Raw genomic sequence first — 14,024 nt, forward strand, 5'->3', positions numbered from 1 at the left:
CGGCTGGTATGATGGTTTCGTCATGGACACACAACAGGAGCTCAGAAAATGGCAACGAGAAAATCCGAAGACGTCGCAAAAGAAAAACTCATCGACAGTGTCAAGACCAGCCTGAATGACGCCGAAAGCCTGCTGCGCGAAGCCGCCAGCAGCACGGGCGACAAGGCCAACGAATTGCGCGACCGCGCCCTCACTTCGCTCAAGCGTACGCGTGAAGCCCTTTACGAAGCGCAGGACGCCGTGCTCGAGCGCGGCCGCAAAGCCGCCCGCGCAACGGACGACTACGTGCACGACAATCCCTGGCAAGCCATCGGGGTCGCAGGCGTGACCGGCCTGCTGCTCGGCTTGCTGATCAGCCGCCGCTAAAAGGCAGGGCGTCCGGGCGGGCGGCGACGGCAATTTGCCGCGCTTCCCGCCCGGCGTTCTTTCAGCCATGGGTCTACGAAAATCTGTATTCGGCGTCGCGTCCAGCCTGGTCGGGCTGATGCGCACGCGCCTGGAGCTGCTGGCGCTGGAGGCCGCGGACGAAAAGGCGCGGCTGCTCAAGCTGCTGGGCCTGTCGTTTGCGGCCTTGCTGTTTCTGACGCTGGCGGTGCTGGTGGCCACCATCGCCATCGCCGTGGCGTTCTGGCCCACCGAAGACCGCTACCTGGCCCTGGGCCTGTTGGCGGCTTTCTACGGCGTCGCCGGGGTGGTGCTGCTGCTGGTGGTGCGCCACGGGCTGGTCTACGGCCCGACCCCGTTCTCGGCCACGCTCGAGGAACTGGGGCGCGACGCGGAACTGCTCGAGCGGGTGCGCGACGCGCAGGACGACGACGAGGCGGCGGTTCGCCGCCGCGAGGAGGCCTGAACCATGGTCAAGCGATCTCCCACCGTCGACCGCGCCGTGCGCATCGAATTGCTGCGCGCCCGCGCCGCCATCGAACGCGAATCGCTGGCGCAAAGCATCGTCTCCACGGGTCGCAAGCTCGAACCGGCAGCGCTGGTCCGGGGCCTGCTGCCCCGGCTGGCCTCCAGCGGCGCGTCGCGCTGGGCGTTGCAGGCGATCACCCTGGCGCGGCGATATCCCATCGTCAGCTCGTCCCTGTCGGCCATGTTCATGCGTGGCGGCAAGCGTTCCAAGCTCTTGAAGATCGCCGGCGGCGCATTCGTCGGCTGGCAGATATTCAAGGCCTGGCAGGGTTCGCGCCAGGACCGCGACAGGGGGTGATGCCCGCGGGCATCGCCGCCGCCAGAAAAAAACCCCGCCTTCGAGGCGGGGTTTTTACTGGATGCCGGCGTCTGGAATTCAGAGTCCCAGCTGTCCCCACATATCGTCGACGCGCTTTTTGACGTCGGCGTCCATCGTGATGGGGGTGCCCCATTCGCGGCTGGTCTCGCCCGGCCATTTGTTGGTGGCGTCCAGGCCCATCTTGCCGCCCAGGCCCGATACCGGCGAGGCGAAGTCCAGATAGTCGATGGGGGTGTTCTCCACCAGCAGCGTGTCGCGCACCGGATCCATGCGGGTGGTCATCGCCCACACCACTTCCTTCCAGTCGCGCGGATTGATGTCCTCGTCCACCACGACGATGAACTTGGTGTACATGAACTGGCGCAGAATGCTCCACAACCCGAACATGACCCGCTTGGCGTGCCCCGCATATTGCTTGCGGATCGACACCACGGCCAGGCGGTAGCTGCAGCCCTCGGGCGGCAGGTAGAAGTCCACGATCTCCGGAAGCTGGCGGCGCAGCAGGGGCACGAAGACCTCGTTCAGCGCGACGCCCAGCACGGCGGGCTCGTCGGGCGGCTTGCCCGTGTAGGTGGAGTGGTAGATGGGATTGCGCCGCATCGTGATCCGCTCCACCGTGAAGACGGGGAACCAGTCTTGCTCGTTGTAGTAGCCGGTGTGGTCGCCGTAGGGGCCTTCCAGCGCCATTTCATAGCCGGAATCCGGCGGCGGGTTGACGCCTTCCGGCACCACGGGCTTGATGGCGCGCGGGTCGGAGGACGGCAGCAGATGGCCTTCCAGCACGATCTCGGCCCAGGCCGGCACGGACAGGTTGCTGCCCAGCGCCTGCGCCACTTCCGTGCGCGAGCCGCGCAAGAGGCCGGCGAACTGGTATTCGGACAGGCTGTCCGGCACCGGCGTGACCGCGCCCAGCGTGGTGGCCGGGTCGGCGCCCAGTGCGACCGCGATGGGGAAGGGCGTGCCGGGGTTCGCGATCGCGTGGTCGCGGAAATCCAGCGCGCCGCCGCGGTGCGACAGCCAGCGCATGATCAGTTTGTTCGGGCCCAGCAGCTGCTGGCGGTAGATGCCCAGGTTCTGGCGGCGGGCGTTGGGGCCGCGCGTAATGACCAGGCCCCAGGTCAGGAGCGGGGCCACGTCGCCGGGCCAGCAGGTCTGGATCGGCAGGCGGGTCAGGTCGACGTCCTTGCCTTCCCAGACGATTTCCTGGCAGGCGGGGCTCTTGACGTTCTTGGGGCTCATGTCCCAGAGCGCGGATTTCAGCATGGACACCTTGGCCAGCGCGTCGCGCAGGCCCCGGGGCGCCTCGGGTTCGCGCAGCGAGGCCAGCAGCTCGCCGATGTCGCGCAGGGCGCTGACGTTGTCGGCGCCCATGCCGCGGGCCACGCGGGAAGGGGTGCCGAACAGATTCGCCAACACAGGCATCTGCGCGGGCTGCCCGTCGTGCAGGGGCTTTTCGAACAGCAGGGCGGGGCCCTCGGCGCGCAGCACGCGGTCGGAAATTTCGGTCATTTCCAGCCGTGTCGAGACCGGCGCGGCGATGCGTTTGAGGTCGCCCATCCGTTCAAGTTGGGCGAGGAAGTCTCTAAGGTCGCGGTATTTCACTACAGATCCCAGCGATTTGGTTACATTTCAGGTTCAAAGAGAGGTTAACATTGACTCCCTCTTTTTCACGCAGGAGGTTTTATGCCCGATGCGTCAGTGGCCAGCCTGTTCAGGAACATGGCCCAAGGAGTGCACCAATATCTTGCCGAGTCCCTGCGCATTTGCTCTGTCTATCTGGGCATTGCGGTCATTGTGACGGTAAGCATGGGATTCGCCCTGCCTGGTTTGCGCGACCAGGCATTGCAAGTGCACAAAGCCTTGTTGACCGCCCTAGCGCCTTCATCCATGCAGGCCAGCTCCGATACCGAAGCCGGCTCCGAACTGGGTTCCGACACTGCGTCGGCAATTGCCATGGCCGTACCCGCCGCTCCCGCCAGCAATGCCACCGGCATGCTGGGGCCGGCCCGCGTCGCGCCGCCCGCGCCCAAGAAGACCGCCTCGGCGGCCACGGGTCCGCAGGCGGAAGCGTTGCGCAACTATATCTCGCGCAAGTACAAGGTCGCGTATGACGCGACCGGCCCGCTCTTGAACACCGTGTACAAAGTGAGCCGCGAAAAGCAGCTGGATCCCCTGCTGGTCCTGGCCGTGATCGCCATCGAGTCGCGCTACAACCCGCTGGCCGAAAGCCATGTGGGCGCGCAGGGCCTGATGCAGGTCATGACCAGCGTGCACCAGGAGAAATTCGACGCGGTCGGCAAGACCGCGCTGGATCCGGCCGCCAACATCGGCGTCGGCGCCACGATCCTGCGCGACTGCATCAACCGCCGCGGCTCCGTGGACGGCGGCCTGGCTTGCTACGTGGGCTCCACCGGACCGGACGACAACGGCTACGGCGCGAAGGTGCAGGCGGAACGCCGGCGCCTGGCGCTGGCGTCGGGCATCGCCCTGGCCCGCGACTGATTTCTGGCATGACCCGAAGGCGCGCCCCGGCGGGACGCGCCTTTTCGTTTGGGTCAGCGCTTCAGCAGCACGCCCATCCGCGCGACGGCCTCTTCCAGGCGGTCCAGCCCCGTGGCGTAGGAAAACCGCATGGTGTGCGCGGCGTGGGCCGGGCCGAAGTCCAGCCCGGGCACGGCGGCCACCCCGGCTTCCAGCAGCAGGCGCTGCGAAAACGCGGCGCTGTCCATGCCCAGGTTGCTGATGTCGGCGTAGATATAGAAGGCGCCGTCCGGTTTGACCGGCACGTGGATGCCCAGCCGCTCGAATTCCGGAAGCAGGTAGTCGCGGCGCTGCTTGAAGGCTTCGCGGCGGTGTTCGAAGATCTTGAGCGCGGCCGGCGTGAAGCAGGCCAGGGCCGCGTGCTGGGCCAGCGTGGGCGCGCAGATCGCCAGGCTGGATGCGATTTTCTCGACCGGGGCGACCATGGCTTCGGGCACGATCATCCAGCCCAGGCGCCATCCCGTCATGTGGAAGTACTTCGAGAAGCTGTTGATGACGATGACGTCGTCGTCCAGGGTCAGCGCCGAGCGCGGCTGGCCGTCGTAGGACAGGGCCAGGTAGATTTCGTCGACGATCGCGAAGCCGTCGCGCGCCCGCACCTGCGCCAGCAGTTCGGCCAGTTCGCCGTGGGCAATGGACGTGCCGGTGGGATTGCTGGGCGAGGCCACCATGACGCCCTGGGTGGCGGGCGTCCAGTGCCGGGCAACGTCGTCGGCGGAAAGCTGGAAGCGCTTGTCGGCCGTGCTGGGGATCAGCCGCGGCACGCCGCCCGCGGCCAGCACGAAGTTGCTGTTGGCCGGGTAGGACGGGTCGGGCATCAGGACTTCGCCGCCGGTGTTCACCAGCGCCGCGCAGGCCAGCGTCAGGGCGCCGGACGCGCCCGCCGTGACGATGACGCGGCGCGGATCGATCGTGGCGCCGAACTGGTCCTGGTAGAACCGGGCGATGGCCTCGCGCAGCGGCGCGATCCCCGCGCCTGGGCTGTAGCCGCTGAGCCCGGCGCGGGCGGCGCGGTCCAGCGCTTCCACCACCTGGGGGGGCGCGGTAAAGTCCGGTTCGCCGATGCCCAGGCTGATAATGTCCTTGCCCGCCGCCTGCAGCGCTTGCGCCTGCTTGAACAGTTCCATTACCTGGAACGTCAGGAAATCGTGGGTGCGGTCGGCAAGGCGGGGCATCGGAATCTCGAAAGCGTCATCTAGCAAAAAAGGAATTGTAGTCATGCAGCCATCGCGGCGCTCCTTCCTCCTTGGCCGTCGGCCGGTCCAGACGCCCTGGGCGGCCTTTGTGCAACGCCTGGCCCTGGTATGCCAGGGCCAGGTCCGCGACCTGGGCGAGGGCGGGGCGGACGGCGCGTGCGCCATCCTCACCCCGACCCGTGACGCCGACGTGGCGCAGGCGCGCAAGCTGTGCGCTGAATACCGCGTTGCCCTGGCGCTGGAAGGCGCCCAGGGACCCCATGCGCCGGCAGCCGGGCCGCGGCTGCGGGTGGATCCCGTCCTGCTTGCCGGGCTGACCCGGTTGGAAGGCGACACGCCCAGGTGGCGCGCGGAACCCGGCGTGACCGTGGCGGCGCTGGCCCGCGCGGGGCTGCGGCAGTTCGCCGGGCTGCCGGGCGATATGACGCTGGCGCAATGGCTGGCGGCGCCGGCGCCCTGGCCGGCGGGCCGCTGCGCGGCCTCGGGGCTGCTGGCGGTGGACGTCCTGCTGGCCGATGGCGTGGAAGAAACACTGGGTCCGTTCGGCGAGTCCGACGTCCAGCCGCTGCGGTCGGCCACGGTGCAGCAGCTGGTGCCGTCGCTGTTCCAGCTGGCCTCGGGCGGCGACGCCTTCGCCACCAACGACGGCTACCACTGGCTGGGGCGCTACCGGCTGGACGCGCTCAAGCCCGTGGCGCCGGCCACCGTCAACCTGGCGCATCTGATGCTGGGGCACGGCGGCACGCTTGCCTGGGTGCAGGGCGCGGTGCTGGCCGATGCGCCGGGCTGGACGGCGAGCGGACCCGAAGCGGAAACCCCCGGGCTTGCCACCTTCCGGCTGGACGGGAAAGTGAAGGCGCTGTTCGACCCGCAGGGCCGTTTTCCCGCGTTTGTGTCTTACGAAACCTGATAGATATTCAGCTTGTTGTAAGATTTCGTCGCTCGATCTTCAGGGCGGCGAATATCGTGGAAGTATCGCGACGTTCGCCATGGGAATAGAATTCCCCCCTCTTTCCGTGTCACACACTCTAGCCAGAAGCCGCCAATATGGATGCCAACCTCCGCAAAGCCGCCCTTGAATACCACGAGCACGGGCGCCCCGGCAAAATCTCGGTCACGCCCACCAAGCAACTGACGAACCAGCGCGATCTGGCCCTGGCGTACTCGCCCGGCGTGGCGGCGGCCTGTGAGGAAATCGTGGCCGACCCGGCCAACGTGTACCGCTACACCGCGCGCGGCAACCTGGTCGGCGTGATCACGAACGGCACCGCGGTGCTGGGCCTGGGCAACATCGGGGCGCTGGCGTCCAAGCCGGTCATGGAAGGCAAGGCGGTGCTGTTCAAGAAGTTCGCCGGCCTGGACGTGTTCGACATCGAAATCAACGAAACCGACCCGGACAAGCTGGTCGAGATCATCGCTGGCCTGGAAGCCACTTTCGGCGGCATCAATCTGGAAGACATCAAGGCGCCGGAGTGCTTCACCGTCGAGCGCAAGCTGCGCGAACGGATGAACATTCCGGTCTTTCACGACGACCAGCATGGCACCGCGATCTGCGTGTCGGCCGCCTTCATCAACGGCTTGAAGGTCGTGGGCAAGGACATCAAGAAGGTCAAGGTGGTGACGTCGGGCGCGGGCGCCGCGGCGCTGGCCTGCCTGGACCTGATGGTGGACCTGGGCCTGCCGCTGGAAAACATCTGGGTGACCGACATCGAAGGCGTGGTCTTTGAAGGCCGCACCACGCTGATGGACCCGGACAAGGCGCGCTTTGCGCAAAAGACGGACGCGCGCAAGCTGGCCGAAGTGATCCAGGACGCGGACGTGTTCCTGGGCCTGTCGGCCGGCGGCGTGCTCAAGCCGGAAATGGTCGCGGCCATGGGCCCGCGCCCGCTGATCCTGGCGCTGGCCAACCCCACGCCGGAGATCCTGCCGGAAGTGGCGCACGGCGTGCGCGACGACGTGGTGATGGCCACGGGCCGTTCGGACTACCCGAACCAGGTCAACAACGTGCTGTGCTTTCCGTACATCTTCCGCGGTGCGCTGGACGTGGGCGCCACGACCATCACCCGTGAAATGGAAATGGCGGCGGTGCACGCCATCGCCGATCTGGCCGAAGAAGAGCAGAACGAAGTCGTGGCCGCGGCCTACGGCACGTTCGACATCTCGTTCGGTCCCGAATACCTGATTCCCAAGCCGTTCGACCCGCGCCTGATCGTGCGCATTGCCCCGGCGGTGGCCAAGGCCGCGATGGAAGGCGGCGTGGCCACGCGTCCATTGGCCGACCTGGAAGCCTACGAAGAACAACTGCAGCAGTTCGTGTACCACTCGGGCGCGTTCATGAAGCCGCTGTTCTCGGCCGCCAAGCGTATCGTGCGCGAGGGCGGTCCCGCCCGCATCGTCTTCGCGGAAGGCGAGGACGAACGCGTGCTGCGCGCCGTGCAGGTGGTGGTGGACGAAGGCCTGGCCCGTCCGATCCTGGTGGGCCGCCCGTCGGTGCTGCTGACGCGCATCGAGAAGCTGGGCCTGCGCCTGCGCCTGGGCGAGGACGTCGAAGTCACCAACCCGGAATACGACGAGCGCTTCCATCAGTACTGGACCACCTACTGGGAACGCATGTGCCGCCGCGGCATCACCAAGGAAATGGCGCGCGTGGAAATGCGCCGCCGCATGACGCTGATCGGCGCGATGATGGTGCACCTGGGCGACGCCGACGGCATGGTCTGCGGTTCGGTCGGCGCCTACCATGACCACCTGCGATTCGTGGACGAAGTGATCGGCCGCCGTCCGGGCCACAACGTCTACGCCGCCATGAACATCCTGCTGCTCAACGAGCGCACGGTGGTGCTGGTGGACACGCACGTCAACGATGAACCCACCGCCGAGCAGATCGCGGAATTCACCGTGGCCGCGGCCCGCGAAATGCGCCGCATGTATCTGGCCCCCAAGGCTGCGCTGCTGTCGCGGTCGAACTTCGGGTCGGGCAGTTCGGCGTCGGGCGCCAAGATGCGCCGCGCGCTGGAGCTGGTGCGCCAGATCGATCCCGAACTGGAAATCGACGGCGAGATGCACGGCGACTGCGCGCTGGACGAGGCGCTGCGCATGCGCATCCTGCCGTCGTCCACGCTCAAGGGCGAGGCCAACCTGCTGGTGTGCCCGAACGTGGACTCCGGCAACATCGCCTACAACCTGCTCAAGACGGCGGCGGGCGGCAACGTGGCCGTGGGCCCCTTCCTGCTGGGCTGCAACGCGCCGGTGCATATCCTGACCTCCAGTTCCACCGTGCGCCGCATCGTCAACATGACCGCGATGACGGTGGTCGATGTCAATACTCCGCGTTGAAGTGACGCCGGCCGGCAGGGCGTGCCCGCGCACGCCCACCGGCCTGGTCCTGACGGGCGGCGGCGCGCGCGCCGCATACCAGGTGGGGGTGCTCAGCGCCATCATGGAGCTGCTGGATCCCGACTGGCATTCCCGATTCCAGAACCCCTTTGACATCATCTGCGGCACGTCCGCCGGCGCGATCAACGCCGCCGCGCTGGCCTGCCGCGCCGACCGGCCCCACCTGGGCGTGCGGCGCATCCGCCGCCTGTGGTCGTCGCTGAACACCGACATGATCTACCGGGCCGACGCGCCCGGCCTGATCCGCACCGGCGTCCGCTGGCTGGGCCTGCTGTCGCTGGGCTGGATGTACTCTGGCCTGACCCGCAAGCGGCCCCATTCCCTCCTGGACAACGCGCCCATGCAGGCGCTGCTGGAGCGGGTGCTGGACTTCCAGAACCTGCGCGCCAACCTGGAAAGCGGCTCGCTGTCCGCGCTGGCGATCACGGCGTCGGGCTACACCAGCGGCGAGCACCTGACGTTCTACCAGGCGCATACGCCCATCGAGCCCTGGCACCGCTATCTGCGGCTGGCGATCCCCACGCCCATCGGCATCGACCACCTGATGGCGTCGTCCGCCATCCCCTTTGTCTTTCCCGCGCGCCAGGTGCAGGTGCACGGCAAGGGCGAATGGTGCGGCGACGGCTCGATGCGCCAGCTTGCGCCGATCAGCCCGGCCATCCACCTGGGGGCGCACCGGGTGCTGGTGATCGGCACGGGGTATCGCGACGACACCCATCCCGAGAACCGCGAGGATTCCCCGCCGTACCCGTCGCTGGCGCAGGTGGGCGGCCATGCGCTGTCCAGCATCTTCCTGGACGGCCTGTCGGTGGACGTCGAACGCCTGGAACGGATCAATTACCTGATGGACCAGGCCGGCCCCGACGGCGCCCGCACCAGCACCGTGCGCCGCATCGAGGTGCTGACGATCACGCCCAGCCAGTCGCTGGACCTGATGGCGCTGGAGCATCTGCGGGACATGCCCGCCCAGGCGCGTGCCCTTTTTCGCGTACTCGGTGTATCGTCCGATCCAGGCCGTCCGGGCGGAGGAGCCCTGATGTCCTACCTCTTGTTCGAAGCAAGCTACACCAAGCGATTGATAGAACTGGGTTATGCCGATACGATGCAGCGTAACGACGAAGTGATCGCCTTTTTCAGGGAGGCACAGGCATGACGCGCAATGGCCAATCTACTTTGCAGCGGCAACTGATGCGCGGGGGTGCGCTGGCCCATGAAGGGCTGGACAAGAAGGCGGTGGTCGATGCCGCCCACGAACTTGGCCTGTCCTTGTTCGTCGCCAATTGCGACCCCTGCCGCAGCCGCTCGGCCGTATTGCGCGCCATCGTCAAGGCGGTGGATTTCCCCGAGTATTTCGGCGGCAACCTGGACGCCCTGTACGACTGCCTGTGCGACACCGTGCTGGATCACAAGTCCGGCGTGGTGCTCTGGCTGTACCGGCTGCACTCCGGCGATCCGGCGCTCGAAGAAGACGCCGGCCGCATCGAAACCGTGTGCTCCGACGCCGCGGACTTCGCGCATGAAAACGGCCGCGTCTTTGCGTATGTCATCGAGCACGCCGGCAAGCATCCCGATCCGGAGCCCGGCGTGGCGGCGGCGCCCTACGGCGAAAACGACTGATTTTCCGGCCGGGGCGGCGTCCCGGCCTTTCCGGCCTACCAGCCCAGCAGGGCGCTGACCGCCGACAGCAGGGCCAGGCCGGCGGTCTCGGTGCGCAGCACGCGCGGGCCGAAGCGCACCGCCTGCACGCCCGCCTGGCGGGCCTGTTCCAGTTCCTTGTCCGACCATCCCCCCTCGGGCCCCACCAGCAGGGTCAGCGCCTGCACGCCAGGGGTGGCGCGCAGCTTGCCCGCCAGGTCGTCAGTGGCTTCGGGGTGGCACAGCAGGCGCAGGCCGTCGGCAGGCTGAGCCAGCCAGTCGGCCAGCGTTTGCGGCGCGTCGACGGCCATCAGCCGGTTGCGGCCGCATTGTTCCGCCGCCGATTGCGCGATGCGCTGCCAGTGGGCCACCCGCTTTTCCAGCCGGGGGCCGGACAGCTGCAGCACGCTGCGCTGGGCGGCGATGGGGCAGATGCGCGCCGCGCCCAGCTCCACGGCTTTTTCCACCACCCAGTCCATCTTGTCGCCCGAGGGCAGCCCCTGCGCGACCGTGATGCGCCCGGCCAGTTCGGCCTCGCGGGCGTCGAAATCGCCCAGTTGCGCGAAGCCGGCCTTGCCTTCGATTTCCAGGGCGGCCGGATATTCGCCGCCCAGCCCGTTGAAGAGCACGATGGCCTCGCCCGCGCGCAGGCGGAGCACCCGCAGGGCGTGATGGGCCAGGGCGTCGGGCAGGGCGATGCGGGCGCCGGCGGACAGCGGAACGTCGCAATAGAAGCGGGGGGCGGGCATGGGGGGGCGGGGTTCGGAAACAAGGGGCGGCGAAAGTGTACGCGTAGCCTACCACCGCTTGCCGTTTCGCCCTGGAAACGCACGTTTACATAGGGCATCCGGCCGATGGCCTCCGGGAAATCCCCTGATGCTAAAATCACCTGCTTCGCAACCTACTCAACCGGCCCTATTTCTTCCGTAGCGCGCCGGTTTCAAAGAGCCTTCCGAATGAGCAATCCGACCGCCCCTAAACTTGCCTTGGCGGATGCCATCCGCGCCCTCGCGATGGATGCCGTGCAACAAGCGAACTCCGGGCATCCGGGTGCTCCCATGGGCATGGCGGAAATCGCCCAGGCCTTGTGGGCCGGCAACCTGCGCCACAATCCCAAGGATCCCGCCTGGGCCAACCGCGACCGCTTCGTGCTGTCCAACGGCCACGGCTCGATGCTGATCTACGCCCTGCTGCACCTGACGGGCTACGATCTGCCCATCGAAGAACTCAAGAATTTCCGCCAGCTCCATTCCAAGACGCCGGGCCACCCCGAAGTGGGCATCACCCCGGGCGTGGAAACCACTACCGGCCCGCTGGGCCAGGGCCTGGGCAATGCCGTGGGCATGGCGCTGGCCGAAGCGCTGCTGGCTGCCGAATTCAACAAGCCGGGCCACACGCTCGTCGACCACCACACCTATGCCTTCACCGGCGACGGCTGCCTGATGGAAGGCATCTCGCACGAAGTGTGCTCGCTGGCCGGCACGCTGAAGCTGGGCAAGCTGGTCGTGCTGTATGACGACAACGGCATCTCCATCGACGGCCACGTGGAACACTGGTTCGCCGACGACACCGCCAAGCGCTTCGAGGGCTACGGCTGGAACGTGATCCGCGGCGTGGACGGCCATGACGTCGCCGCCGTGGACGCCGCCATCAAGGCCGCGCGTTCGCAATCGGAAAAGCCCACGCTGATCGTCTGCCGCACCGTGATCGGCAAGGGTTCGCCCAACATGGCCGGCACGCACAACGTGCACGGCGCCCCGCTGGGCAAGGACGAAATCGCCGCCACGCGCGCCGCGCTGGGCTGGTCGTCGGAACCCTTCCAGATTCCGCAAGACATCTACGACGGCTGGGATGGCCGCAAGAAGGGCGCCGCGGCCCAGGCCGAATGGCAGTCCGCGTTCGACGCCTACGCCGCCGAATTCCCCGCCGAAGCCGCTGAATTCCAGCGCCGCATGAAGGGCGAAATGCCCGCCGGCTACGCCGACCAGTTCAAGGCTTTCCTGGCCGCCACGCTCGAAAAGGGCGAAACCGTCGCCACCCGCAAGGCGTCGCAGTTCGCGATCGCCGCGCTGGCGCCGCTGCTGCCGGAAATGCTGGGCGGCTCGGCCGACCTGACCGGCTCCAACTTCACCGACTGGAAGGGCGTCGCCGCCGTCCGCGCCGGCGACAAGGGCATCCAGTTCGGCCGCCACATCAACTACGGCGTGCGCGAATTCGGCATGGCCGCCATCATGAACGGCGTGGCCCTGCACGGCGGCTACCTGCCGTTCGGCGGCACGTTCCTGACGTTCTCCGACTACTCGCGCAACGCCATCCGCATGGCCGCGCTGATGAAGCAGCGCGTCGTCCACGTGTTCACCCACGACTCCATCGGCCTGGGCGAAGACGGCCCGACCCACCAGTCCATCGAACACGCTGCCAGCCTGCGCCTGATCCCCAATCTGTCGCTGTGGCGCCCCTGCGATACGGCCGAAACCGCCGTGGCCTGGAACGCCGCCGTGACGCGCCCGACCAGCATCGGCATGGACGTGCATGACGGCGGCCCCACGGCCCTGTTGCTGTCGCGCCAGAACCTGCCGTTCGTGCAGCGCGACGCGGCCACCGTGGACGCCATCGCCCGCGGCGGCTACGTGCTGCGCGACGCCGAAGGCGCGCGCGCCGTCATCATCGCCACCGGCTCGGAAGTCGCCATCGCGCTGGACGCGCAGGCGCAGCTTGCCAAGGAAGGCGTCGCCGTGCGCGTGGTCTCCATGCCCAGCACCGACGTGTTCGACAAGCAAGACGCCGCCTGGAAGCAATCCGTGCTGCCCAAGGGCCTGCCGCGCGTGGCCGTCGAAGCCGGCGTCACGGCCTTCTGGCACAAGTACGTGGGCCTGGAAGGCGCCGTGGTCGGCATCGACCGCTACGGCGAGTCCGCTCCGGCCGGCGCACTGTTCAAGTTCTTCGGGCTGACCGCCGACAAGGTGGCCGAGACCGTCAAGCAAGTTTTGTAAAAAAGGAGCTTAGTCATGACCATTCGCGTCGCCATCAACGGTTACGGTCGCATCGGCCGCAACATCCTGCGTGCCCACTATGAAGGTGGCAAGAAGCACGATATCGAAATCGTCGCCATCAACGACCTGGGCGATCCCAAGACGAACGCGCACCTGACGCGCTACGACACCGCCCACGGCAAGTTCCCGGGCACCGTCGAAGTCGACGGCGAGTTCATGGTCGTCAACGGCGACAAGATCCGCGTGCTGGCCAACCGCAACCCGGCTGAACTGCCCTGGGGTGACCTGAAGGTCGACGTCGTGCTGGAATGCACGGGCTTCTTCACCACCAAGGAAAAGGCCGGCGCGCACATCAAGGGCGGCGCCAAGAAGGTCATCATCTCGGCCCCGGGCGGCAAGGATGTCGACGCCACCATCGTCTACGGCGTCAACCACGGCGTGCTGAAGTCGACGGACACCGTCATCTCGAACGCTTCGTGCACCACCAACTGCCTGGCCCCGCTGGTCAAGCCGCTGAACGACAAGCTGGGCCTGGAAAACGGCCTGATGACCACCGTTCACGCCTACACCAACGACCAGGTCCTGACCGACGTCTACCACGAAGACCTGCGCCGCGCGCGTTCGGCCACGATGAGCATGATCCCCACGAAGACCGGCGCCGCCGCCGCCGTGGGCCTGGTGCTGCCGGAACTGAACGGCAAGCTGGACGGCTACGCCATCCGCGTCCCGACCATCAACGTGTCGCTGGTCGACCTGTCGTTCGTGGCCAGCCGCGACACGACCGCCGAAGAAGTGAACGGCATCCTGAAGGCCGCCTCCGAAGGCGAACTGAAGGGCATCCTGGACTACAACACCGAACCCCTGGTCTCGGTGGACTACAACCACAACCCGGCCTCCAGCACCGTTGACGCGTCGCTGACCAAGGTCTCGGGCCGACTGGTCAAGGTCTCGTCCTGGTACGACAACGAGTGGGGCTTCTCGAACCGCATGCTCGACACCACCGTCGCGCTGATGTCGGCCAAGTAAGCCACA

Annotated in this window: 13 protein-coding genes; 10 read left to right on the forward strand and 3 right to left on the reverse strand. The window is 67.3% G+C overall.

The window, feature by feature from the left end; translation table 11 throughout:
• The first annotated feature begins 48 nt into the window (after positions 1-48).
• The 3 genes from ABE485_RS14915 to ABE485_RS14925 all read left to right on the forward strand — a co-directional run bounded on the left by ABE485_RS14915 (position 49) and on the right by ABE485_RS14925 (position 1,210).
• On the forward strand, positions 49-366 hold the full coding sequence (locus tag ABE485_RS14915) for a DUF883 family protein (protein ID WP_008162987.1): 318 nt from the start codon (positions 49-51) through the stop codon (positions 364-366).
• A 67-nt stretch (positions 367-433) separates the two neighbouring features.
• Positions 434-850, forward strand: a complete 417-nt coding sequence (locus tag ABE485_RS14920) for a phage holin family protein (RefSeq protein ID WP_346516049.1) — start codon at positions 434-436, stop codon at positions 848-850.
• A 3-nt stretch (positions 851-853) separates the two neighbouring features.
• The gene (locus tag ABE485_RS14925) at positions 854-1,210 is read left to right on the forward strand and encodes a hypothetical protein (protein WP_346516050.1); all 357 of its coding nucleotides are present in this window, start codon (positions 854-856) and stop codon (positions 1,208-1,210) included.
• 78 nt (positions 1,211-1,288) lie between these two features.
• On the opposite strand, the gene ubiD is transcribed toward ABE485_RS14925, so the two are convergent.
• A complete protein-coding gene (gene ubiD, locus ABE485_RS14930) occupies positions 1,289-2,833 on the reverse strand; it encodes a 4-hydroxy-3-polyprenylbenzoate decarboxylase (RefSeq protein ID WP_346516051.1) in 1,545 nt (514 codons plus the stop codon).
• Positions 2,834-2,914: 81 nt separating this feature from the next.
• On the opposite strand from ubiD, the gene ABE485_RS14935 reads away from it, so the two are divergent.
• Positions 2,915-3,733 carry a lytic transglycosylase domain-containing protein gene (locus ABE485_RS14935; RefSeq protein ID WP_346516052.1) on the forward strand — a complete coding sequence of 273 codons (819 nt, stop codon included), beginning with the start codon at positions 2,915-2,917 and terminating at the stop codon, positions 3,731-3,733.
• A 53-nt stretch (positions 3,734-3,786) separates the two neighbouring features.
• Here the strand turns inward: ABE485_RS14935 and ABE485_RS14940 are convergent, their stop codons facing one another.
• Positions 3,787-4,947 carry a pyridoxal phosphate-dependent aminotransferase gene (locus tag ABE485_RS14940; protein ID WP_346516053.1) on the reverse strand — a complete coding sequence of 387 codons (1,161 nt, stop codon included), beginning with the start codon at positions 4,945-4,947 and terminating at the stop codon, positions 3,787-3,789.
• Between the two features lie 43 nt (positions 4,948-4,990).
• Here ABE485_RS14940 and ABE485_RS14945 point away from each other — a divergent pair, with 43 nt between their 5' ends.
• The 4 genes from ABE485_RS14945 (at position 4,991) to ABE485_RS14960 (ending at position 9,981) form a co-directional block, all read left to right on the forward strand.
• Positions 4,991-5,878: an FAD-binding protein gene (locus ABE485_RS14945; protein WP_346516054.1), complete on the forward strand. Its 888-nt coding sequence runs from the start codon at positions 4,991-4,993 to the stop codon at positions 5,876-5,878.
• Between the two features lie 137 nt (positions 5,879-6,015).
• Positions 6,016-8,304 (forward strand): NADP-dependent malic enzyme, encoded by a 2,289-nt coding sequence (locus tag ABE485_RS14950; RefSeq protein WP_346516055.1) that lies wholly within the window; start codon positions 6,016-6,018, stop codon positions 8,302-8,304.
• Complete coding sequence (locus tag ABE485_RS14955; protein ID WP_346516056.1) at positions 8,285-9,517, forward strand: patatin-like phospholipase family protein; 1,233 nt, start codon at positions 8,285-8,287, stop codon at positions 9,515-9,517. The genes ABE485_RS14950 and ABE485_RS14955 overlap by 20 nt, the downstream gene beginning before the upstream one ends.
• Positions 9,514-9,981, forward strand: coding sequence for a barstar family protein (locus tag ABE485_RS14960; protein ID WP_043518327.1), 468 nt, complete (start codon positions 9,514-9,516; stop codon positions 9,979-9,981). The genes ABE485_RS14955 and ABE485_RS14960 overlap by 4 nt, the downstream gene beginning before the upstream one ends.
• Before the next feature lie 35 nt (positions 9,982-10,016).
• Here ABE485_RS14960 and ABE485_RS14965 read toward each other — a convergent pair whose 3' ends face one another.
• The gene (locus tag ABE485_RS14965; RefSeq protein ID WP_346516057.1) at positions 10,017-10,748 is read right to left on the reverse strand and encodes a 16S rRNA (uracil(1498)-N(3))-methyltransferase; all 732 of its coding nucleotides are present in this window, start codon (positions 10,746-10,748) and stop codon (positions 10,017-10,019) included.
• Positions 10,749-10,955: 207 nt separating this feature from the next.
• Between ABE485_RS14965 and tkt the strand changes: the two genes are divergently transcribed.
• Positions 10,956-12,992, forward strand: coding sequence for a transketolase (tkt, locus tag ABE485_RS14970; protein WP_346516058.1), 2,037 nt, complete (start codon positions 10,956-10,958; stop codon positions 12,990-12,992).
• A 15-nt stretch (positions 12,993-13,007) separates the two neighbouring features.
• A complete protein-coding gene (gene gap / locus ABE485_RS14975) occupies positions 13,008-14,018 on the forward strand; it encodes a type I glyceraldehyde-3-phosphate dehydrogenase (RefSeq protein ID WP_056326654.1) in 1,011 nt (336 codons plus the stop codon).
• The last annotated feature ends 6 nt before the right edge of the window (positions 14,019-14,024 follow it).

The sequence above is a fragment of the Achromobacter spanius genome (genome assembly GCF_039673305.1).
GTDB lineage: Bacteria > Pseudomonadota > Gammaproteobacteria > Burkholderiales > Burkholderiaceae_B > Achromobacter > Achromobacter spanius_F.